The following is a 24,850-nucleotide window of genomic DNA, read 5'->3' as shown; positions in this document are numbered from 1 at the left end:
ATTAATCTATGCGAATTTCTAATTCTTGAGCTAATTTAGCAACATGAGGCTCTTTTAAAATTCCGAGATGATCGCCAGGAATATCAATAATTTCCAATCCTCCTACGGCTAGATTACCCCAACCCAATTGAGGATCTACATCTCCAAATTCCAGCATTTCATCCATTTGTATAGACCTAAATAGGGTAATATCACCTGAATATGGTCGCGGTATATAGTTTTGTGTAGCTCGATCGTATATTTGATTTACTTTAATTAATCGTCGCTCTTTTTGAACTTGATAATTTTCCTCGGCTAAATTCAAATTAAACTTATTGATTGATGTCCAAGATTGCTGTTGAACCTGATCTACATTCCCTTGGAGCCAATTGTTCTTGGATGCAAGATACTCAAGTCCCAAACGAGAAAATTTACGTAAATGAGTCCCAAGTCTCTTATAAAGAGGGTGTCGAACATAGGCATTAGGTCCCCAAGTATCGAACAAAGCTAAGAGAGCAACTTTTTCGCCTTGGGCTTGAAGTTGTTGAGCCGCTTCTAAAGCCACCATGCCACCGAAAGATATACCACCAAAATAGTAAGGTCCTTGAGGCTGAACAGTTCTAATTTCCTTAATATAGAGTTCTACTAAGCCTTCTATATCATCAAACCAGTGCTTGGAATCATCAATCATTTCAATTGACAAGCCATAAACAGGTTGGTTCTCACCCAGACAAGATGATAGAGGATAGTAAATACCAACCCCTTCAAATAAAAATAGAGGAGTTTTAGAACCATTAGGTTGAATAGATGCTAGTGGAGACCAAGATTGAGAATTGGCTTTCTGTTCTAAGAAACTAGCCTGCTGCTGAATGGTCGGCATTTGAAATAATGCCGCCAAAGGTAAATTAACTTCAAAAGTTTGTTTCAGCTTAGTAGATAGCTGAATAGCTAGCAAAGAATGCCCCCCAAGATGGAAAAAGTTATCTTGAATACCAATCGATTGAATATTCAAAACCTCTTGCCAGATCAGAGCTAGCTTTTGTTCTAATTCATTTCGTGGGGCAACGAAATCACTATCTAGATAGTGCTGGTTAAGCTCTGGTGCTGGTAATGCCCGACGGTCTATTTTGCCATTGGGAGTCAGAGGGAAACTCTCCATTTGCATAAAGACTGAAGGCAGCATGTAGTCAGGCAGTTTTTGCTTTAAGAACTGACGTAATTCGCTGTTGCTGACTTCCTGCTCATCATCGGGCACTAAATAAGCCACCAAACGTTTACCAGAAACTCCTTCGCAAGCCAAAACCGCTGTCTGCTGGATGGTGGGATGTTGTTCTAATAAAGCTTCAATTTCACCAATTTCAATCCGAAAACCACGTATCTTGACTTGGTAATCAATACGACCTACAAACTCAATGTTACCGTCGGGCAAATAACGAACTAAGTCTCCCGTTTTATAGAGCAGATTGTTGGTATCGCTGCTGAAAGGATTGCTGATGAACTTTTGGGCTGTCAACTCCGGTCGACTAAAATATCCTCGGGCGATACCCCGACTTTCCAGGTGCAGTTCTCCAGGGACACCAATGGGCACTGGTTGTAACTGTCGATCTAAGATATAAGTCTTGGTGTTGGCAATGGGGCGACCAATGGGAATTTCCGATACAGCTTGTTCGGTTTTTGAATTGGCAGCAGGTTCATAGACTGTTGCTGTGACAGTAGTTTCGGTTGGACCATAAGCATTAAGCCAGCGACATTGTTCTCCTACCAACTTAAGCCATTGGTCATAGAGAGAACGAGATGCTTTTTCGCCCCCCACTACCAACAAACGAACTGTCTGGGTTAAGACCAGTTCCAGCTGAGACATTTGAGTCACCAGTTGATGCCAAAAAGCAGTGGGCAAGTTAAGAATCGTCACTGCCTGTTGTTGCACAAACTGGAGGAAATCAGTGGCAGATAAGAGCAACTCTTCGGGGCGGAAGACAACAGTGGCACCACTAATCCAGCTAGGGAAAAGCTCTTCCACCGCAATATCAAAACTAATTGAGGCAAATTGTAGGATGCGATCGCCTGGCTGGAGATCAAATTCTTGAATCATAGCCAGATTATGGTTAACCAAGCCGCGATGAGGAATCATTACCCCCTTGGGTTTACCAGTAGAACCAGAAGTATAAATTAGATAAGCGAGATTTTCCGGAGAGGTTTGATTAACTGGATTGGATGGACCGTGCTGAGCAATAGAAGACCAATGGCGATCGAGACAGATGACCGTGGCATTATGTTCGGGCAAAGATGATTGCAGTTTCTGCTGGGTTAAAATAATTGGAGTTTGGGAATCTTCAATCATCAAAGCGATGCGCTCTGATGGATAGCTGGTATCCAGAGGCAAATAAGCGGCTCCCGCTTTGAAAATACCTAAGAAAGCGATCGCCATATCTAAGGAACGCTCTAGATAAATACCCACGAATATATCTTTCCCAGCACCAAGAGAGCGAAGATAATGTGCCAATTGATTGGCTTTTTGATTTAATTCTCGATAAGTTAGCTGTTGATCTTCAAAGACGACAGCGATCGCATCAGGAGTCTTTTGTACTTGAGCTTCAAATAATTGATGGAAGCACTTATCCTGAGGATATTCTTGCTGAGTGTCGTTCCACTCGATTAAGAGCTGATGACGTTCGGTTTGTGTCAGGAGAGGCAAAGTGGAAATCGATTGTTCGGGAGCTGCCACAATCCCTTCTAACAAGACCTGAAAATGTCCTGCCAGACGTTGAATCGTCTCTGGGTCAAACAAATCGCTGTTATATTCCCATAATCCCGTTAATCCTTCTGGAGTTTCGGACATCGATAGAGTCAGGTCGAATTGTGCAGTAACTTTATTTACCGGCAGGGGAGTCAGAGTTAAATCCGACATCTGGTGAGTTTCATCGGTGCCATTCTCCATGGCAAACATCACCTGAAACAGGGGATTATGGCTCAGACTCCTTTCTGGTTGCAGTACTTCTACCAATTTCTCCAAGGGCAAATCTTGGTGAGCATAGGCATCTAAAGTGTTCTGTCTCACCTGTTGCAGTAGTTCCCAGAAACTAGACGACCCTTCCACATTGGTTCTCAACACCAAAGTGTTTACCAAAAAGCCGATTAAGGACTCCAATTGTCGATGATTGCGGTTGGCAATGGGAGAACCAACCACAATATCTTCCGAGTTACTATAGCGAGACAGCAGAATAGAGAAGGAAGCCAACAGGGTCATAAACAGGGTTGCTCCTGCCTGTTGACCGAGTGCCTCGAGCTTGCTGCTTAATTCTCTTGGTAGCTCGAATCGGACTACACCCCCCTGAAAAGTTTGCACTGCCGGTCTTGCTCGGTCTGTGGGTAGTTCCAATAGTGCAGGAATTCCTGCTAGTTGCTGTTGCCAGTAATCGAGTTGATGCTGGTAGACTTCTCCTTGTAACCACTCTCGTTGCCAATGAGCAAAGTCGGCATATTGAATTGACAGTTCTGGTAAGGGAGATGGTTGTCCTTGAATATAAGCATTGTAGAGAGCGGATAATTCCTGAGTAAAGACTCCCATCGACCAGCCATCGGAGATAATATGATGCATATTCACCAGCAGCACCTGGGAATCGGCAGCTAACTCGATCAGAAGGAGGCGCAATAAGGGTTCTTGACTCAGGTCAAAGGGTCGCTCGACTTCTTCGGTGAGCATACGTTGTAATTCTGCCTCTCCCTCTCCTTCGGACAAGTGTTTTAGGTTGACTACCGGCACAGATATAGGGGTATGGGGGCGAATCACTTGTACCGCGATGCCATCGACCATCTGAAAATTGGTACGTAGTATTTCGTGACGACGCACAATTTCCGAGACTGCTTGCTCTAATGCTGTCAGCTCTAATCTACCTGTTACCTGCCAGGCAGTAGGCATATTGTAGGTGGAGCTAGCTCCTTCGAGTTGATGGAGAAACCACAGTCTCTGTTGAGCAAAGGAGAGAATTAGTGGTTCATTTCTGGAAACTGGCACAATTGGTGCCACCGTCGCGCTCCGTGTTTCCAGTCTTTCTAGCTGTTGAGCTAACTCGCCAATGGTGGGTGATTCAAACAGGTTTTTGAGGGATATTTCTGTGTTCTGTGCTTCTCGAATACGAGAGATGACTTGGGTTGCTAGTAGTGAATGTCCACCCAGCTCGAAGAAGTTATCTTCAATGCCAATGGGTTCTAATTGAAGGACTTGAGTCCAAATACTGACTAATTGTTGTTCGATGGGGGTGCTCGGGGCAACATAGGTAGCTGCGCTTTCTCCTCTAACTTGCTCTGGTGCTGGTAATGCCCGACGGTCGATTTTGCCATTAGGAGTTAGAGGGAAACTCTCGAGTTGCATAAAGACTGAAGGCAGCATGTAGTCAGGCAGTTTTTGCTTTAAGAACTGACGTAATTCGCTGGTGCTGACTTCCTGCTCATCATGGGGCACTAAATAAGCCACCAAACGTTTACCAGAGACTCCTTCACAAGCCAAAACCGCTGTCTGCTGGATGGCGGGATATTGTTCTAATAAAGCTTCAATCTCACCAATTTCAATCCGAAAACCACGTATCTTGACTTGGTAATCAATGCGTCCCATAAACTCAATGTTACCGTCGGGCAAATAACGAACTAAGTCTCCCGTTTTATAAAGCAGATTGTTGGTATCGCTGCTGAAAGGATTGCTGATGAACTTTTGGGCTGTCAACTCTGGTCGATTAAAATATCCTCGAGCGATACCCCAACTTTCCAGGTGCAGTTCTCCAGGGACACCAATGGGCACTGGTTTTAACTGTCGATCTAAGATATAAGTCTTGGTGTTGGCAATGGGACGACCAATGGGAATTTCCGAGACAGATTGCTCAGTTTCTGGGTTAGCAGCCGGCTCGTAGACTGTTGCTGTGACAGTAGTTTCCGTGGGACCATAAGTATTAAGCCAGCGACATTGCTCTCCTACCAACTTGACCCATCGGTCATAAAGAGAACGGGATGCTTTTTCACCCCCCACTACCAACAAACGAACTGTCTGGGGTAAGACCAGTTCCAACTGAGAAATTTCCGTCACTAGCTGATGCCAAAAAGCAGTGGGAAGGTTGAGAATCGTCACTTCCTGTTGTTGCACAAACTGAAGAATATCAGTGGCAGCTAAGAGCAGATCTTCGGGACGGAAGACAACAGTGGCACCGCTAATCCAACTAGGGAAAAGTTCTTCTACCGCAATATCAAAACTAATTGAGGCAAATTGTAAGACGCGATCGCCTGGCTGGAGGTCAAATTCTTGAATCATAGCCAGATTATGGTTAACCAAACCGCGATGAGGAATCATTACCCCCTTGGGTTTACCAGTGGAGCCAGAAGTATAAATTAGATAAGCCAGATTTTCCGGGTAGGTTTGATTAACTGGATTGGATGAGCTGTGCTGAGCAATAGAAGACCAATGGCGATCGAGACAGACGACGGTGGCAGTATTTTCGGGCAAAGATTCTCGCAGCTTCTGCTGGGTTAAAATAATTGGAGTTTGGGAATCTTCAATCATCAAAGCGATGCGCTCTGATGGATAACTAAGATCCAAAGGTAAATAAGCGGCTCCAGCTTTGAAAATACCTAAGAAAGCGATCGCCATATCTAAGGAACGCTCCAGATAAATACCTACAAATGAGTCAGCTTTAGCACCGAGAGAGCGGAGATAATGTGCCAATTGATTGGCTTTTTGATTTAATTCTCGATAAGTTAGCTGTTGATCTTCAAAGACGACGGCGATCGCATTAGGAGTCTTTTCTACCTGAGCTTCAAATAATTGATGGAAGCACTTATCCTGAGGATATTCTTGCTGAGTGTCATTCCACTCGATTAAGAGCTGATGACGTTCGGCTTCTCTCAGGAGAGGCAAAGTGGAAATCGATTTTTCCGGAGTCGCCACAATCCCTTCTAACAAGACCTGAAAATGTCCTGCCAGACGTTGAATCGTCTCTGGGTCAAATAAATCGCTGTTATATTCCCATAATCCCGTTAATCCTTTTGGAGTTTCGGACATCGACAGAGTTAGGTCAAACTGAGAAGTGGCTTGCTCTACTGGTATGGGAGTCAGAGTTAAATCCGGCATTTGCTGAGTTTGATTGGTGCCATTCTCCATGGCAAACATCACCTGAAACAGGGGATTATGGCTCAGACTTCTCTCTGGTTGCAGTACTTCTACCAATTTCTCCAAGGGCAAATCTTGGTGAGCATAGGCATCTAAAGTTGTCTGTCTCACCTGTTGCAGTAGTTCCCAGAAACTAGACGACCCTTCCACATTGGTTCTCAACACTAACGTGTTTACCAAAAAGCCGATTAAGGACTCCAATTGACGATGATTGCGGTTAGCAATGGGAGAACCAATCACAATATCTTCCAAGTTACTATAGCGAGATAGCAAGATGGAGAAGGAAGCCAACAGGGTCATAAACAGAGTTGCTCCTGCCTGTTGACTAATAGCCTCTAGTTTGCGGCTCAATTCTCTTGGCAGCTCGAATCTGATTACACCCCCCTGAAAAGTTTGCACTGCCGGTCTTGCTCGGTCTGTGGGTAGTTCTAATAGTTCAGGAATTCCTGTTAGTTGTTGTTGCCAGTAATTGAGTTGACGCTGATAAACTTCCCCTTGTAACCACTCTCGTTGCCAATGAGCAAAGTCGGCATATTGAATTGACAGTTCTGGTAAAGGAGATGGTTGTCCTTGAATATAAGCATTGTAGAGAGATGATAGCTCCTGAGTAAAGACTCCCATCGACCAGCCATCGGAGATAATATGATGCATATTCACCAGCAGCACCTGGGAATCGGTAGCTAACTTGATTAGGACGAGGCGCAATAAGGGTTCTTGACTCAGGTCAAAGGGTCGCTCGACTTCTTCGGTGAGTATACGTTGTAATTCTGCTTCTCCCTCTCCTTCGGACAAGTGTTGTAGGTCGATTAGGGGTAGAGATATAGGGGTATGGGGGCGAATCACTTGTACCGCGATGCCATCGACCATCTCAAAATTGGTACGTAGTATTTCGTGACGACGTACAATTTCCGAGACTGCTTGCTCTAGTACTGTCACTTGCAATAAACCTTTTAGCTCCCAGGCGGTAGGCATATTGTAGGTGGAGCTAGCACCTTCGAGTTGATTGAGAAACCACAGTCTCTGTTGAGCAAAGGAGAGAATCAGTGGTTCATTTCTAGAAACCGTCACAATTGGTGCCACCGTCGTGTTCTGTGTTTGTAATATCTCTAGCTGTTGAGCTAATTCACAAATAGTGGGTGATTCAAAGAGGTTTTTGAGAGATATTTCTGTGTTCTGTATTTCTCGGATACGAGAGATGACTTGGGTTGCCAAGAGAGAATGTCCACCCAGCTCGAAGAAATTATCTTCAATTCCAATGGGTTCTAACTGAAGGACTTGAGTCCAAATACTGACTAATTGTTGTTCGATTGGAGTTTGAGGGGCAACATAAGTGGCTGCGCTTTCTTCCCTAACTTGCTCTGGTGCTGGCAATGCCCGACGGTCGATTTTGCCATTAGGAGTTAGAGGAAACTGTTCCATCAAGACAAAATGAGATGGAATCATATATTGTGGCAGAGTTTGCTGTAGAAAGCTCCGCAGTTCTTTGGTGGTTAGTGAGGAGTCATCTGTAGCAACAAAGTAAGCTATTAATCGCTTATCTCCAGGAAGATCTTCTCGAGCAGTGACCAGACAATTGCTAATCGAGGGGTGTGAACTGAGATGGGATTCTATTTCACCTAACTCAATCCGAAAACCACGTATTTTTACCTGATGATCGATACGACCCAAATATTCTAGCTCTCCGTTGGGCAAATAACGTGCCAAATCTCCGGTTTTATACAGTTTTTCAGAATCATCAAAAGGATTGATAATAAATCGCTGCTCGGTAAGCTCAGGTCGATTTAGATAGCCTTTAGCAATACCGACACTACCGATATAAATTTCTCCTACCACACCAATAGGAACTGGTTGCAATAATTCATCTAGAATATAAATCTGCGTATTAGCAATCGGACGACCAATAGGTAGATTATTATTGTGATGGTCATATAGACAGATAGTAGCGCAGACTGTAGTTTCTGTAGGACCATAGGCATTGAAGAATTTACGACCTTGTGACCATTGAGCAGCTAACTCTGGAGGACAGCTTTCTCCCGCGACAATAATGGCTTCTAGCTCTGGAAGTGGCTCATGGGGCAATACGGCTAAAGCTGAAGGCGGCAGAGTTACGTGGGTAATCTGCTTTTGACGTAGAAGTTCGAGCAGATTCATTCCCGGTAATAAAGATTCGGAAGTGGCTAAACAGAGTTTTGCTCCAGCTACAAAAGTCATGACAATTTCTGAAATCGAAGCATCAAAACTAAAAGAAGCAAACTGTAATACACAACTATCAGCTTTAATACCAAAAGCATGGCTTTGAGCAAGAGCCAGATTACCAATTCCTCGATGAGAAACTAAGACTCCCTTTGGTTTACCGGTAGAGCCAGAAGTATAGATGACATAAGCAAGAGCATCTAAGGAGTAAGTAAGGTCAAGATTGTCGGTACTATATTCAGCAATAGTATTTTGCTGACTTTCTAAATTGATCGCCATACAACCTGCAGTTAATTCTGGACTCAGAACTCCTGAACAGGTCAATAAGACTGATAGTTGAGAATCTTCGATAATATACCTGAGACGATCTGGGGGATAGCTCGGATCGAGAGGGACATAAACAGCACCAGCTTTTAAGACTCCTAGAAATCCGATGATCATTAAAAGCGATCGCTCCATGCTGATTCCAACTAAGGTCTCTGGTTTCACTTCCAGTTGTTTTAGATAATGGGCTAATTGATTAGCTTTTTGATTTAATTCTCGATAAGTTAGCTGCTGGTCTTCAAAAATGACAGCGATCGCATCAGGAGTCTTTTGCGCTTGAGCTTCAAATAATTGATGGAAGCACTTATCCTGAGGATATTCTTGCTGAGTGTCGTGAGTGTCGTTCCACTCGATTAAGAGCTGATGACGTTCGGTTTGTGTCAGGAGAGGCAAGGTAGAAATCGATTGTTCGGGAGCTGCCACAATCCCTTCTAACAAGACCTGAAAATGTCCTGCTAGAAGTTGAATCGTCTCTGGGTCAAACAAATCGCTGTTGTATTCCCATAATCCTGTTAATCCCTCTGGAGTCTCTGACATCGACAGAGTTAGGTCGAATTGTGCCGTAAATTTGTCGACCGCTAGAGGTGTTAAAGTTAAATCCGACATCTGCCTGGTTTGTTCCATAGCATTTTGCAAGACAAACATCACCTGAAACAGGGGATTGTGGCTCAGACTCCTTTCTGGTTGCAGTACCTCCACCAATTTCTCCAAGGGTAAATCTTGATGACCATAGGCATCTAAAGTCGTCTGTCTCACCTGTTGCAGTAGTTCCCAGAAACTAGACGACCCTTCCACATTGGTTCTCAATACCAATGTGTTCACCAAAAAGCCGATTAAGGACTCCAATTGACGATGATTGCGGTTAGCAATCGGAGAACCAACCACAATATCCTCGCTGTTACTATAACGAGACAGCAGGATGGAGAAGGAAGCCAACAGGGTCATAAACAGGGTTGCTCCTGCCTGTTGACCGAGTGCCTCGAGCTTGCTGCTTAATTCTCTTGGTAGCTCGAATCGGACTACACCCCCCTGAAAAGTTTGCACTGCCGGTCTTGCTCGGTCTGTGGGTAGTTCTAATAGTTCAGGAATTCCTGCTAGTTGTTGTTGCCAGTAATCGAGTTGACGCTGATAGACTTCTCCTTGTAACCACTCTCGTTGCCAATGAGCAAAGTCGGCATATTGAATTGACAGTTCTGGTAAAGGAGATGGTTGTCCTTGAATATAAGCATTGTAGAGAGCTGATAGCTCCTGAGTAAAGACTCCCATCGACCAGCCATCAGAGATAACATGATGCATATTCACCAGCAGCACCTGGGAATCGGCAGCTAATTTAATCAGGAGCAGGCGCAATAAGGGTTCTTGACTCAAGTCAAAGGGTCGCTCGGCTTCTTCGGTGAGTATACGTTGTAATTCTGCCTCACTCTCACCCTCGGACAGGTGTTGTAGGTCGACTATCGGCACAGATAGAGGGTTATGGGGGCGAATCACTTGTACCGCAGTGCCATCGACCATCTTAAAATTGGTACGTAGTATTTCGTGACGACGCACAATTCCCGAGACTGCTTGCTCTAATGCTGTCAGCTCTAATCTACCTGTTACCTGCCAGGCAGTAGGCATATTGTAGGTGGAGCTAGCTCCTTCGAGTTGATGGAGAAACCACAGTCTCTGTTGAGCAAAGGAGAGAATTAGTGGTTCATTTCTCGAAACCGTCACAATTGGTGCCACCGTCGTGCTCTGGGTTTCCAGTCTTTCTAGCTGTTGGGCTAACTCGCCAATGGTGGGTGATTCAAACAGGTTTTTGAGGGATATTTCTGTGTTCTGTGTTTCTCGAATACGAGAGATGACTTGGGTTGCTAGTAGTGAATGTCCACCCAGCTCGAAGAAGTTATCTTCAATACCAATGGGTTCTAATTGAAGGACTTGAGTCCAAATACTGACTAATTGTTGTTCGATGGGGGTGCTCGGTGCCACATAGGTAGCTGCGCTTTCTCCTCTAACTTGCTCTGGGGCTGGCAATGCCCGACGGTCGATTTTGCCATTGGGAGTTAGAGGAAACTGCTCCATCAAGACAAAATGAGATGGAATCATATATTGTGGCAGAGTTTGCTGGAGAAAACTGCGCAGTTCTTTAGTGGTTGGCGAGAAGTTCTCTGTAGCCACTAAGTAAGCTACTAATCGCTTATCTCCAGGAAGATCTTCTCGAGCAGTGACCAGACAATTACCAATTGAGGGGTGTGAACTGAGATGGGATTCTATTTCACCTAATTCAATCCGGAAACCACGTATTTTTACTTGATGATCGATACGACCCAAATATTCTAGCTCTCCGTTAGGCAGATAACGTGCCAAATCTCCAGATTTATAAAGCTTTGATTCTGGATCGGTACTAAATGGATTGTGAATAAATCTCTCTTTAGTTAAATCTTCACGATTAAGATAGCCTCTGGCTAAACCTGCACCTGAAATATACATTTCTCCCGTAACTCCAATAGGAACAGGTTGTAAATGGCTATTGAGTAAATATAGCTTCAAGTCAGGAATTGGATAGCCAATGACACTGCTTGACTTTTCCAAATCTTCCATCGAAATAGGACGGTAGGTAACATGAACCGTAGTTTCAGTAATACCATACATATTTACTAGCTGAGGTGAGCGATCGCCGTGTCGCTTGAACCAAGGTCTAAGACTTTGAACTTCCAAAGCTTCTCCACCAAAAATGACATAACGCAGATTTAATTGAGGAGCGATATTAGCATTTTCTTCTACCTGAATTAGCTGTAAAAATGCAGAAGGAGTCTGGTTGAGAACTGTTACCCCTTCGTTGCTTAACAGTTGCCAAAAATTTTCTGGAGAACGACTGACTAAATAGGGAACTACTACTAATTTTCCACCGTAGATTAAAGCTCCCCAAAGCTCCCATACGGAAAAGTCAAATGCATAGGAATGAAAAAGTGTCCAGACATCATTGCGATCAAACTTATACCAGTCTTGAGTAGCAGTAAATAAACGTACTACGTTGAAGTGCTTCACTAATACTCCTTTTGGCTTGCCCGTCGAACCAGAAGTATAAATTACATAAGCTACATTGGTGGGTTGAACCTCCTTCTTAGGATTTCCAAGATTACAATTGGCGATTTCTTGCCAGTCTCTATCTAAACAAACAATTTTTGCTTGATGTTTTGGCAATTTAGTTACATATTTCTCTTGAGTTAATAGAACTTTAACCTCCGAATCAGAAATGCTGTAAGCTATTCTTTCTGAGGGATAGGCTGGATCTAAAGGTACATAAGCTCCACCTGCTTTAAGAATCCCTAAAATACTAATAACCGTGTCTAACGAACGTTCGACACAAATACCCACCAGTTGTTCTTGCTGTACCCCCAGTTTTTGTAAATAATGTGCTAATTGATTAGCCTTAATATTAAGTTCTTCATAAGTTAACTGTTGGTCTTCAAAAACTACGGCTATAGAATCAGGATGAAGTTTTACCTGTTCTTCAAATAACTGATGAATGCACTTATCCTGAGGATATTCTTGCTCGGTGTCATTCCACTCAAACAATAACTGATGACGTTCGGCTGATGTCAGGAGAGGCAAAGTGGAAATCGATTGTTCCGGAGCTGCCACAATCCCTTCTAACAAGACCTGAAAATGTCCTGCTAGACGTTGAATCGTCTCTGGGTCAAATAAATCGCTGTTATATTCCCATAATCCTGTCAATCCCTCTGGAGTCTCTGACATCGATAGAGTCAGGTCGAATTGTGCAGTAACTTTATTTACCGGTAGGGGAGTCAGAGTTAAATCCGACATCTGGTGAGTTTCATCGGTGCCATTCTCCATGGCAAACATCACTTGAAACAGGGGATTGTGGCTCAGACTTCTCTCTGGTTGCAGTACCTCCACCAATTTCTCCAAGGGTAAATCTTGATGACCATAGGCATCTAAGGTAGTCTGTCTCACCTGTTGCAGTAGTTCCCAGAAACTAGACGACCCTTCCACATTGGTTCTCAATACCAAAGTGTTCACCAAAAAGCCGATTAAGGACTCCAATTGACGATGATTGCGGTTGGCAATGGGAGAACCAATCACAATATCCTCGCTGTTACTATAACGAGACAGCAGGATGGAGAAGGAAGCCAACAGGGTCATAAACAGGGTTGCTCCTGCCTGTTGACTAATAGCCTCTAGTTTGCGGCTTAATTCTCGTGATAGCTCGAATCGGACCACACCCCCATGAAAAGTTTGCACTGCCGGTCTTGCTCGGTCTGTGGGTAGTTCTAATAGTTCAGGAATTCCTGCTAGTTGTTGTTGCCAGTAATCGAGTTGACGTTGATAGACTTCTCCTTGTAACCACTCTCGTTGCCAATGAGCAAAGTCGGCATATTGAATTGACAGTTCTGGTAAAGGAGATGGTTGTCCTTGAATATAAGCATTGTAGAGAGCTGATAGCTCCTGAGTAAAAACTCCCATCGACCAGCCATCGGAGATAATATGATGCATATTCACCAGCAGCACCTGGGAATCGGCAGCTAACTCGATCAGAAGGAGACGCAATAAGGGTTCTTGACTCAAGTCAAAGGGTCGCTCGGCTTCTTCGGTGAGTATACGTTGTAATTGTGCCTCACTCTCACCCTCGGACAGGTGTTGTAGGTCGATTAGGGGTAGAGATATGGGGGTATGGGGGCGAATCACTTGTACCGCAGTACCATCGACCACCTGAAAATTGGTACGTAGTATTTCGTGACGACGCACAATTTCCGAGACTGCTTGCTCTAATGCTGTCAGCTCTAATCTACCTGTTACCTGCCAGGCAGTAGGCATATTGTAGGTGGAGCTAGCTCCTTCGAGTTGATGGAGAACCCACAGTCTCTGTTGAGCTAAAGACAAAGAAAATTCTTCCTTGCAGGTTAACGGTACAATCTGATTCATGTCGATAATATAAATTTGAAGAATAGTTGTATGTAGTTAAAGATTTCTGACAGCAACTCTGAGTTAAGCAAAGTGCAGAGCGATCGCCTTATAATTCAGTCAAATTATTTTCTTGATTCAGTCAATCTGGAACAATTTACTTAATTTCAATACTTGGTCAAAATATTGATTAGTTTATGTAGTGAATTACTAAGCAATTCAATAAATTAAAATCTCTAGTTTTAATAGAATTGATATTTTTGAGCGATTGATGGTTTCTAATCATATATATGCGATAAAATTTAGCTGTATAAATATGCCCAAGAGAGAGCGAACATAGACATTACTAGTATTTTCTGGTTTTACTCCTGAAGAATACAGTTGTTGTCTAATCAATTCAACCTAGCTTTTAAAGGCTTGTTGAACTTATATTGAGATTAACTTGTATGTCTAAACAGCTCATTATTATTGATGATAATAAGCTGCTCATATTCTCTTTAAAATAATTTACATCTGTGTTTGCTTCAAAATTAATTGTAATATCAAGCTCATTAAATCTGTTTGTTTAAGATCGATATTTAGAAGTTATCTTTTTAAAAAAGTTTGTAGTTCTCATAAATATAATTGCACAAATATTAAAGAATTTCTATTGCTGATACAGCATCTTTACAAAAGCAATACATTTTAAAGAAGTTACTTAAAGTTCACATAAATGATCGTAGTTGAATACTTGAAATAAATAAAAATAACTCAATAAAATATTCAGTGTAATTACGAAGAAAATCTAAATTTGAGCAGATAAAAGAAAGCTTTTGACAACCATTGAAAGCTTTCTTTTCGCTTGATAAATTATTATGGATAGCAATTTGAAATTTGATTCAAAAGGTAACCAATTTTTAAGCGATCGCCATGTGAACTTAGGAGAGATTTCCTCAGAACCATTTTTAGGAAGCGTTGAGATAATTGAACAATCAATAATAGATTAATGACCAGATAATAGATTAATGACCAGACGAATCATTCAACTGTAACAAACCACTCTTTAATTCCTTGAGCAATTGCCTTAGCTAATTTTTGTTGTTCTTGAGTATTGGTAATCCATTCGAATTCTTCAGGATTAATCATAAAGCCTAATTCTAATAAAAACGTTGGTGCCGTATGGGGACGAGTCAAAGCCAAGTTATTCCAAAATGTGCCATAGCTAGGACGATTCAATTGAGTAACTAAGTAATTATGCAGAAACATGGCTGGATCATGGGCTTGGGTGTTATACCAGAAAGTGCTTATTCCCTGAGTATTCTCTGCATCACCACTATCAGGTAGAGCATTATAGTGAATCGAAATTGCTAAATCAGGTTTAATTTTATCGATCATCGCTACTCGTTTTTTGAGAGAAACATCGACATCTTCCTCTCGGGTTAAATAGACCTTTGCCCCTAATTGGTTTAATTCTTGCTCAATTAACTTAGACAGTAGTAAATTAACATCTTTTTCTGGATAGCCAGTGGGACCTTTAGCACCGGATTCCTGACCACCATGTCCGGGATCTAATAATATTTCTATGTTGTTCAGAGACTGTAGCTGAGTAACTTTGCTTTCTGCTAAATTACTTCCTTGATATTTGGCTGTATTAATATCAGAGGGCAATAAAGCTTGAGGGGGATGACGCAGAGTAAAAATCAAACTTGTTCCTTCATAGCGCAGATCGTAACCCCATTGTTGTTGCTGATGAAGTTCAAAAGTATAGTCAATTTGAGTTGGTGATACCTGTTGCCAATCAAGACGTTTAATTATGGGATTGGCATCTAGACGGATGGTATCGGTTTGAGCGGTGGTATTGTGCAGAGTAAGAGTAATACTGGTTTCTTTTTGCTTAACTTCTACAGGTACAGGCAATTGCAACGGAAAAATAATTTCTGTTGCTGATTCTACTTGTCTAGCAGTGATCCCCCGAATTATAGACTGAGGAGGTATATTACCCAGAACGGACTTAGTTTCCTCAGCTTTGAGCCAACCTCCATAATCTAACCGCAACCATTCTCCCTCTTTTCCTGTCACTCTGGCTCTCGTCCCTTTGGGCAAAGGGGTTAAACGGGAATGGTTGGTGCTGGCTCCAGTTCTAGCTACTCCAGCATCAGCAATTACTTCAACTACTTGAATATCTTTGGGAGAAAGAATCTCAATTTGACCTCGACCTTGTTTAGTTACTTTTTTGCCATCTCGTTCTAGTTCAAATACTGGCTTACCATAATTTCTGGAAATCTCAAGAGTAGTGCATCCTTGGTACTTTCCTGAATTGGAGTTGATAGAGGGTCTATTTTCGGCTGTTAGTACCGCAGAGTTGGGTGGTAAATCGATCGATTCTAATTGGGGTAATAGTAAAATTTTACTTCTGCCCACCATGGCAGAGACATTGGCATTAGGTGGAGCAACTGCACCAAGACAGATTGGTTCATGGGGCATGCGGGTAATATCTACTCCAGGAGTCAGAGAATCAGGAGCAAAAGCCAATGTTTTCGGAACTTCAGGTTGCTCGCTATTGCGAGTAACTTTAATCTTAATTTCTTCGTCTTGATGACGGATGGTAAAAATGTTTTCTCCCATCTTCAAAGGTAAACTCGGAGCGAAATGTCCAGCATGGCTACGTTTTTTGATGGGTTGGTTATTAATAAAAACTTGCTCTTGAGAGGGAGCTGTACCAATGAAAAAAATTTGCTCAGCGGTGGTCTGATGGTCTGGAGGCGGATACACAACTGTTAGAGGTGATTCTGCATGAGCTGACAATGGTATGGTCATCATACCTCCTATCAGCATAATGTCTGTCAAGGCTGCTAGACCGAAAACTTGTTTCATTGGTTTGCTTAAGAACTAGATTATTTCCATCCTGAGAGATCCATAATCTTAACAGCAGCAGCGTTATTTTTTCCGTAGGAAGAAACGTTAGTGGTATCGTCCGTAAACTCACCAAAGCTATCTACAACGGGGTCTACTGGAGTTCCTTCAACTACAGGATATTCATTATTACCTAATGCAAAAAATTCTTGAGCTTTGGGACTAGCAAGATACTCTAAAAAAGCGATCGCATTGTCCTTGTTGGGTGCATTTTTCAGTAATCCCGCTCCACTTATATTGACATGAGATCCTCTATCTTCTTGATTGGGAAAAATTATACCAACTTTGTCGAATACTTCTGGATTATCTTCGTATCTAGCCAAATAATAGGTATTAGCAATAGTGACATCTCCCACTCCAGCAGCAATGTCCTCAATTTGACTCGTATCATTACCCTGAGGAGGACGGGCAAAATTGGCAACTATTCCTTTAATCCATTCTGCTGTGCCCTGTTCTCCTTTCTCTTCAATCATTCCGGCCACTAAAGATTGGTTATAAATATTGCCGGAAGAACGCACGATTAACTTCCCTTTCCATTTGGGATCGGCTAAGTCCTCATAAGTAGAAATTTGCGTTGGATCTACTTGATCTTTGTTATATATAATTACCCGTGCTCTCTTACTGTAGCCAAACCAAAGATTATTAGGATCTCTAAGATGAGCAGGAATGTTTTGCGTTAAAACTTCCGACTCTACAGGGGCAAAAATATCAGCTTGTTGCGCACGCCACAATCGCCCCGCATCTACGGTAATGAGAATATCTGCCGGGCTATTGGCACCTTCACTTTTAATTCTTTCGATTAATTCATCAGCTTTTCCTTCAATCAAATTAACTTTAATTCCTGTTTGTTCCGTAAAACCGTCATAAAGCTCATCATCAGTATTGTAATGACGAGAAGAATAAATATTTACCTGTCCATTCTGGGTTGGCGCTGTTTCAGTTTGCTGTTCACTCTGAGATTGATTTACCTGAGCTTGGTTACAAGCAACTATTAAAGCAGCAGTACCGATACTAATAAATAAACGACGTGAAAATTTACTTATACGATTACTCATAAATATTTAGCTTAGTTCTGTTCAGAAATTTGAGATATTTAGCCTCATTATCATAACTTTTTTTGCTAAATATTCTCAATAGTTTGATAATTAAAACTACCATTAAAAGAACAAAGCCCTTAGATATAAGCCTTAAAGGGGTTAGGGGTCATAGCTAAGGGCTGTTAAAGTATTTAGCTTTCTACAAAAGTAAACTTTAGAGCTAAGAGTTTCAGTCTATTACGAGTTTTTTGATGCAGCAGAAACAGCTTGACGCTTAAACATTTCTTTTAGGACTAAAGCAGGATCGATATAACTACCATTATGCTTGAGTACCCAATGCAGATGAGGACCTGTAGTGCGTCCGCTCATGCCAATACGACCAATTCTTGCTCCTACGGGTATATCTTGCCCTTGAGCAATTTGAATTCCCCCATCTCGATCGACTAGATAGGTTCCATTAGGTGAATCCTCTATGTGACCTTCCATATGACAATAGACGTGTTGCCATTCTCCTGAGTCAATGGTCATTGAGGTACCACATGCAGTGCCATCTGATAATTCAGTGACTTGACCTGCCCACCAACTACGAATATAACTACCACGGGGGGCAGCTAAATCTAAGCCGTTATGAAACTGCCTTTTTCCAGTAACTGGAGACATACGATAACCAAAGGGAGACGTATAAGATTGAAAATTCTCCACAGGAAAAGAGCCTTTTTCCCAAATAGCAGAAACATCTTGAGCTACCAAGTTATTTTCTGGTAAATCTGATGCTTGTGTAGAAAAAATACTCCAGTTCTGAAATCCAAAGGAGATCACAAAAGCCGCAGCAGCAATGGCTAATAGGCGACTCAACCGAACTCTAAATCTGTAGATCATTTATCTTGGCTCAATCAATATATTAGTTTCTGTTTATTAGCCTCGTTGATGGAAATTAAATACACAAAGTTTCCCATCACAATTTAGCAAAGCAATAGATAATTTTTAAGTAATACCTAGGAGATAAACTAATAGAATAAATAGTATTTCTCATAAATTTGACTAGTAGCCACAAGTTACTCAATCGTCATATCGCTGAGTGACCTGTGACTTTCCTTACAAATATACTGTTTAATTTTCTCACTAGCAATATTTTACATAAGTATTTGTACTGATATTAATCAAAGCTTTAAACTGGAGGTCTATTGATTAAAGTTTTGTTGAAATTATTCAAAAATTCCGCAATTGATAAAATACATGCAAAATAACTATTTATAAGCAAAATGAGACTAGATATTATCCCTTTTTCATTTGAACTAGACACTATTGATCTTGCTGGTAGTTGTATCTGGTCACTCGCTCTTTATATCGGTCTAGATTCCACTAAAATTTGGATTAGCAATCAGTTAGCAAGATGGTTTAATTATGCTGAGGGCTGGCTCTATACTTCTGTGGAGGAATTTGAGAAAACACGTCCTGCAAGAGAATCTCAAAATGCTTTTTATGCTTCGGTTTTGAGCATTGTTCCTTTTTTGATTGCGGGAGCATTTACCAACTGGGTAGTTAATATTAGCTTTGGTGGAAGCAGTTGGGCGATCGCTTTAGGAACAATGACCTGTGCTTTATGCAGCTTATTCGCTTTAGCAAATCAGGATTATGACCAAGAAGAATAGGGAACTTAAAGATAGACAACCAGTAGGATTTACTAACAATCAAAGATTACTCTACCTTCCTAAGATAGTAGAGTAATCTTTGATCCAATCCGGTCTAATTCTTGTTTATTCGTAGAGCCAAGATTGTCTTACTGGTTTCCAGTTCAATAGTTCTTCTTCTGTAAACCAGAGAGCAACTTCTGTTTGAGCTGTTTCGATCGCATCAGAGCCATGAATTAAGTTGCGTCCAATACTAACACCAAAATCACCACGAATTGAACCAGGTGCAGCAGTTGTAGGATTAGTTGCACCAATTATATTTCTAGCTGCACTAACCACATTTTCACCTTCCCAAACCATAGCAATTACAGGTGCAGAAGTAATAAATTCAATTAAGCTATTGAAAAAAGGTCTTTCTTTATGGACACCATAATGTTTTTCAGCTAATTCACGGGAAACCTGCATCATTTTTAGTCCTACTAGAGTAAAACCTTTACGTTCAAAGCGATGCATAATTTCTCCTGTTAGATGACGCTGTACGCCATCAGGTTTGATCATGATAAAAGTGCGTTCCATACTCTCCTCAATATTCGGTTACAAAATGTCACAAACTTCAGAGTAACCTAGATTCTTTCTTTTTCAACTTTTTTGTTGAGGGATTAAAAATTTAATTGGCGTTGGCTTCTCGATAACGCTCCACGGCGAGCTTGACTAAGCGATCTACTAGTTCGGGAAAAGCAACCCCACTATGCGCCCAAAGTCGTGGATACATACTAGTAGTGGTAAAACCTGGTAAGGTATTGATTTCGTTAATAAATACTTCTCCCTTATCCTCTAAGTAGAAGAAATCCACTCTGGCAAGTCCTGCTGCATCAACTGCTAAAAATGCTTTAATTGCCATCTCTTGTATTTGAGTGATAACAGCATCAGGCAGATTGGCAGGGATATGATGCTGTGCTGCACCGTCAGTGTATTTAGTTTCGTAATCATAAAAGTCGCTATCAAAGGTAATCTCTCCCACCACTGAAACCTTAGGATTATCGTTACCTAATACGGCACATTCGACTTCTCTGGCAGTTACTCCCGCTTCTACGACAATGCGACGGTCATAACTAGCAGCATTGTCCAAAGCTTCTTCTAGCTCTGCACGCGATCGCACTTTAGCAATTCCCACTGATGAGCCAAGGTTAGCGGGTTTGACGAAACAAGGATAATCTAGCTGAGCTTCAATATCATCACAGAGTTTGGGAAAGACACAGGGACTGGAATATACCTGCGATCGATTTACTGCCACATATTTTACTTGAGGTAATCCTGCTTGGGTGAATGCCATTTTCATGGCAATTTTATCCATGCCCAAAGCCGAGCCTAATACTCCCGAACCGACAAAGGGAACATTCATCAAACTGAGTAAACCCTGTACTGTTCCATCCTCCCCATTAGGACCATGCAAAATAGGAAACCAAACATCAATTTCTGAGTAACTAAAATTTTGTCCTGCGGGAGTTAAAGAGGAAAAACCAGTGACGGTTAGATTGCTGTTGCTTTCTTGAGTAACAGTTTTTGTCTGTTCTCTTTCTAGTAATAATGGCTCTCCTGATTCCAGTACTTTTTGGGCTAGATTACTAGATTGCCAGGTTCCACTTTTATCTATATAGACAGGCAGGATATCGTATTTAGTTTGATTATCACCTTCTTTCAAGGCAGATGCGATCGCTCTGGCTGAAGTTATAGACACCTCATGTTCTCCAGAACAACCACCGAATAATAAGCCAACTTTTTGCTTTGCCATAAATTCATCTCCCCAAAATCTTCTTTAGATGCTACATCATCTCTAGGTTTTTGGTTGAATACTAGTCCTATTACAAGGGCTAAAATCAACTTAGTTTACTAAACTGGGTCATGAAGCAAATCAATATTTATTTCCAAAAATGGCAACGGATCTGATCTAAATAATTCTATCCAAGTTGCGATCGCATGATTTTTTCAATCAAGCCTTCCATAATTGCTCGACAGTTATAACTAGGTCGGGGAAAGTAGATGAAACTATTTGCTCGTTGTTGTGAAAAACTTGCTCCTCATAAAAACCCTCAACTAGTTTTAAAACGGTCACTTTCTTTTCGGCTGGATCGATAATCCAATATTCGGATATTCCTGCTGCAGCATATTCAGAGCGTTTGTATCGATAATCTCGATTAATTGATTCTGAGCTGACAACTTCTATAGCTAAGATTGGAGGAGTTTCTAATACTGCCGAGACATTTATGTATGGCTGTATTTGTTCGCGGGTTACTAAACTTAAATCGGGAATTCGAGAGCGACTAAAAGCTGTGCGAATACCGATATCAGTAAGAGTTAACCAATCTAATTTTAATCGCTCAATTTCGGCTTCAAAAATTTTACCGATTAATCTAATAATTAAGGAATGGCGACCAATAGGAGGATTCATTAGCAGCAATTCTCCATCCACAAATTCATAGCGATTATCCGTGCCATCGTCATAGTTGAGATATTCTTCAAAAGTAAGTTTGGATTTTACATTAGTTGTAGTCATCGGCTTTTATTAACTAACGGTTTAATAATTCTATCCAAGTTGCGATCGCTCGATAACAAGGAGCATTGCGAGGATTTTTGGCTCTACCGGAATTGCCGTGGTAAGCGCTATATATAGTGGGTGGTCAGGTAAGACTAAATCTTTGACAACCATGAATATCGAGTGTGAGTCGTTGAAAAAGATGGTCGACATCAAAAATGCCATAGCAAGGACGCTTGAGAACTTTAACTCGGTTGTTAAACCCTTCGACAAAGCTGCTGGTTAGTCGCTCCAGAAAATAGTTGGTAATTTGGTCAAGCCAGGTTTCAATCGTCCCCAGGAAGCTATCAAACTGAGAGATTTTACTTTGACGCACTCGTTTGCACCAAGTACGAATAGCGTATTTGGCTCCCGCCCTCGTATAGTTTCGCTTATTAGCCATTTGACTATTTAGTCAAAATGATATCACAGCCAATTGCCAAGTAAAATATAGGGAGCCCAGAAATAGGGACGATTACGACTATCATCCTTCAAAAATTCTAGTTGAGCGCGACGTAGGGCTTCTGCTTTGGTTAGATGGGGATTGGCACTTAACTCTCGGTAAAATTGACCTAAGAGATCGCCAGGAGACTCATCAGCAGAAACTTTCCACAGAGTTGCCAGAGTACTTCTGGCTCCTGCATTAATAGCAACACCAGCTAATCCTAGAGTAGCTCGCTTATCTCCTTTAGCAGTTTGACAGGCAGCTAAAACAAGTAACTCAATTGGTTCAGATTCAGTTTCTTGTCGACTTTTGAGGAAATTACTCAATTCGTTAACATTAATGCGATTATCCCAGGCAATGATAAAGGTTTCTTCGGGTTGAGAACTAAATTGACCATGAGTTGCAATGTGAACCACAGAGAAAGGAAGCGATTGAAGCTGATTTTGGAAACTTGAGACAGTAAATTCTCTATCTAAAAGGATTTGGCTGGGAATTTCTGCACTAATTTGGTTCAATTGTAGATCTACATTTTTGAGAGGAGGATAGCCTTGGCGAGATTCCGTCAAACCGGCTAACATAGCGTTTAATTGTTCTCGTTGTAAAGTTTTTGGTTCTCGCAGTTCTAAACCCGAAGTTACCGCTACTGCATATTTCTCAATTAAATAGTTCTTGCCGTCATAAAGAACAGCCATCGGAATATTTCTTAGAGGAGTATCGAGAAAAAAAACTAAGGTATCAACTTTAGCTCGTTCTAAATCTACAGCAAAAGGTGCAATGAGCCATTGATAAATTTGACCAGCATCTGCTTGAACTTTTTTCTTAGTGTGGGGTTTAGCTAGGTTATCTTGTAGTCGTTGCAATACGTCTACTACTTCTCCTTTAAATAGTTTGTTATTGTGGTATTGTAGTTCGTCAGAATGAGGCAGTTTGAGAATAACATCAATTTGTTCGTCGAGAATAATTGGATAGATAACTGCTTCTGTAGAATGAGTGCGATTAACGATTTTGTCTAATGCTTGGGTTTTTTTGATGTTACAGCGTAAATAGTTTTCTAATTCTGCTAATTGAAGATTTTTTATAATTTGGAGGGTTTGAGCTAGATTAGGAATTGGTTGTTGTAAAAGTAATTGAGCGAGTTGTCGATAAACTGGTTCAATATTATCTCGAAAAGAAAACTGTACGTCAGAATTGATGGTTAATAAGTCACCTCTTACAGATTCAAGAGTTTGAATAGCGGATTGATAATAAGCAATAGACTCCCGTGTCTTTCCTTGTGCCTCTAATAAACGTCCTAATTGCCATTGCCATTGATAAGCTATATCAGGTAGTTGACTAGGTTGTGCTAAATATAAAGCTCTCTGAGTCAATTGTTGTGCTTGCTGTATCCATTGCTGCGCTTTAACTTTTTGTTGTTGCTGTTGTGCTAATAGTGCCAAATATTCATATAATCCACCTAAATTGCCAATAGCATAAGATTTTGCCCGCTTGTCTTGTAAGCCTTCTGTATCATGAATTGCTGTTTCTATTAAGCGAGTAATTTTGTTCCACGCGATATCTTCTGGAGAATAGTGTTGTTTAATACAGGCTAGACTTTTGGCATCATTAATTTGACTATAAACTTTGGTTCTATTATTCGGTAAATCAGACAATTTTATCTTCTGAGATAGTGTCTGAGCTTTTGACCACTGACCATTAGTAATTAATAGTTTTAAGAGATTAAGCTGTGCTTTGATTGCTGTAGTAGAGAATTGCGATCGCTCTGCTTCTAACATCTGTCGATACTTATTCTCGGCTTTGTCATACAATTCCTGAGCTTTTTGGGGAAGGGATAAGGAAACGTTGCGATCGCAACGCCAAGGAATATATTCATAACGAATAGGCAATAGTCTTTCTCTTTCTAAATTTCCCCAAGAATGCCAAGTATCAGCCAGACTAAGTTGAATATTACTTATATTTTTAGAAGAATTAGAATTTTTGGCTAGTTTCAAACTTGCTTGGAGATATTTTTCGGAATTTGCTAAATCGCCAACAGAACGATAAACATTACCTAAACTGAGTAATACTTGAAATTTGAGATTGTCTGGAAGATGATCGAGATTTTGTTCGACTGTTTTTCCGATTTTCGTCGCTTCTTGATAAAGTCCTAGAGTTTGTAAAGCTTGTATTTGATTAATCTGATTGGTAACAATTCCTTGTCTATCTTCTAATTGTTGATAAATATTAGTAGCTAGTTGCCAACTAGATAAAGCATTGTCTGCATCACCTTGAAGATACCGAAGACGACCATAAATATTAATTATTCTTGCTAGTATTTGCCGTTTTTCTGGATCTAGCTCGGAAATTTGCCAAGTTTGTGGTGTATCTAAATCGTATTTAAAGTTCAGAAGAGCTAAACTTTTGGCGATCGCAGCTTGGGTTTCTTGCCAGTTTCCTAGTCGTTGATAGGCTAAGGAAAGATTGCCTCTAGTGATAGCTTCTTTCTGTTCTTCTCCTAAAGCAGCAAAGGTATCGGCAGCTTGTTGTAGATTATTTACCGCTGCACTAAATTGTTCTGCTTGGTAGTATTTTTTTCCCTGTTGTACCAGGTTTTGGGCATTGGCTAGGTGAGATTGGGGTATTTGCGATCGCCCTGGTAGGATTCCAGCAGTAAGGAATAAACCCAGTAAAAACCAAATTAAGATTAAACGAAAAATTTTCATAATTAGTTTTAAATTG

General features: G+C 41.2%; 9 protein-coding genes and 1 pseudogene. 1 reads left to right on the top strand and 9 read right to left on the bottom strand.

Features of this window, described 5'->3' with window-relative positions; all coding sequences use genetic code 11:
* Position 1 precedes the first annotated feature (1 nt).
* The 4 genes from PLEUR7319_RS0116020 to PLEUR7319_RS0116005 all read right to left on the bottom strand — a co-directional run bounded on the left by PLEUR7319_RS0116020 (position 2) and on the right by PLEUR7319_RS0116005 (position 18,366).
* Positions 2-13,579 (bottom strand): non-ribosomal peptide synthetase, encoded by a 13,578-nt coding sequence (locus PLEUR7319_RS0116020; protein ID WP_019506242.1) that lies wholly within the window; start codon positions 13,577-13,579, stop codon positions 2-4.
* 996 nt (positions 13,580-14,575) lie between these two features.
* On the bottom strand, positions 14,576-16,411 hold the full coding sequence (locus tag PLEUR7319_RS0116015) for an N-acetylmuramoyl-L-alanine amidase (RefSeq protein WP_019506241.1): 1,836 nt from the start codon (positions 16,409-16,411) through the stop codon (positions 14,576-14,578).
* A 20-nt stretch (positions 16,412-16,431) separates the two neighbouring features.
* Entirely contained in the window at positions 16,432-17,505 is a 1,074-nt protein-coding gene (locus tag PLEUR7319_RS0116010; protein ID WP_019506240.1) for a Fe(3+) ABC transporter substrate-binding protein, read from the bottom strand.
* Positions 17,506-17,724: 219 nt separating this feature from the next.
* Complete coding sequence (locus PLEUR7319_RS0116005; protein ID WP_019506239.1) at positions 17,725-18,366, bottom strand: M23 family metallopeptidase; 642 nt, start codon at positions 18,364-18,366, stop codon at positions 17,725-17,727.
* Between the two features lie 383 nt (positions 18,367-18,749).
* On the opposite strand from PLEUR7319_RS0116005, the gene PLEUR7319_RS0116000 reads away from it, so the two are divergent.
* On the top strand, positions 18,750-19,139 hold the full coding sequence (locus PLEUR7319_RS0116000; RefSeq protein WP_019506238.1) for a hypothetical protein: 390 nt from the start codon (positions 18,750-18,752) through the stop codon (positions 19,137-19,139).
* Between the two features lie 105 nt (positions 19,140-19,244).
* Here PLEUR7319_RS0116000 and ndk read toward each other — a convergent pair whose 3' ends face one another.
* The 5 genes and pseudogenes from ndk to PLEUR7319_RS0115975 all read right to left on the bottom strand — a co-directional run bounded on the left by ndk (position 19,245) and on the right by PLEUR7319_RS0115975 (position 24,834).
* A complete protein-coding gene (gene ndk / locus PLEUR7319_RS0115995) occupies positions 19,245-19,694 on the bottom strand; it encodes a nucleoside-diphosphate kinase (RefSeq protein WP_019506237.1) in 450 nt (149 codons plus the stop codon).
* Between the two features lie 91 nt (positions 19,695-19,785).
* Positions 19,786-20,910, bottom strand: coding sequence for a D-alanine--D-alanine ligase family protein (locus tag PLEUR7319_RS0115990; RefSeq protein WP_019506236.1), 1,125 nt, complete (start codon positions 20,908-20,910; stop codon positions 19,786-19,788).
* 198 nt (positions 20,911-21,108) lie between these two features.
* Positions 21,109-21,672 carry a Uma2 family endonuclease gene (locus PLEUR7319_RS0115985; protein ID WP_019506235.1) on the bottom strand — a complete coding sequence of 188 codons (564 nt, stop codon included), beginning with the start codon at positions 21,670-21,672 and terminating at the stop codon, positions 21,109-21,111.
* A 124-nt stretch (positions 21,673-21,796) separates the two neighbouring features.
* A pseudogene (locus tag PLEUR7319_RS35635) lies at positions 21,797-22,075 on the bottom strand (transposase); the annotation flags it as partial.
* Positions 22,076-22,116: 41 nt separating this feature from the next.
* A complete protein-coding gene (locus PLEUR7319_RS0115975) occupies positions 22,117-24,834 on the bottom strand; it encodes a CHAT domain-containing protein (protein WP_019506233.1) in 2,718 nt (905 codons plus the stop codon).
* Between the last annotated feature and the right edge of the window lie 16 nt (positions 24,835-24,850).

Origin of the sequence: Pleurocapsa sp. PCC 7319 (genome assembly GCF_000332195.1) — a bacterium.
In the GTDB taxonomy this organism is placed as follows: Bacteria; Cyanobacteriota; Cyanobacteriia; order Cyanobacteriales; family Xenococcaceae; genus Waterburya.
Note: the sequence above shows the minus strand (reverse complement) of the source record. Positions and strands in the feature narration are given on the sequence as shown.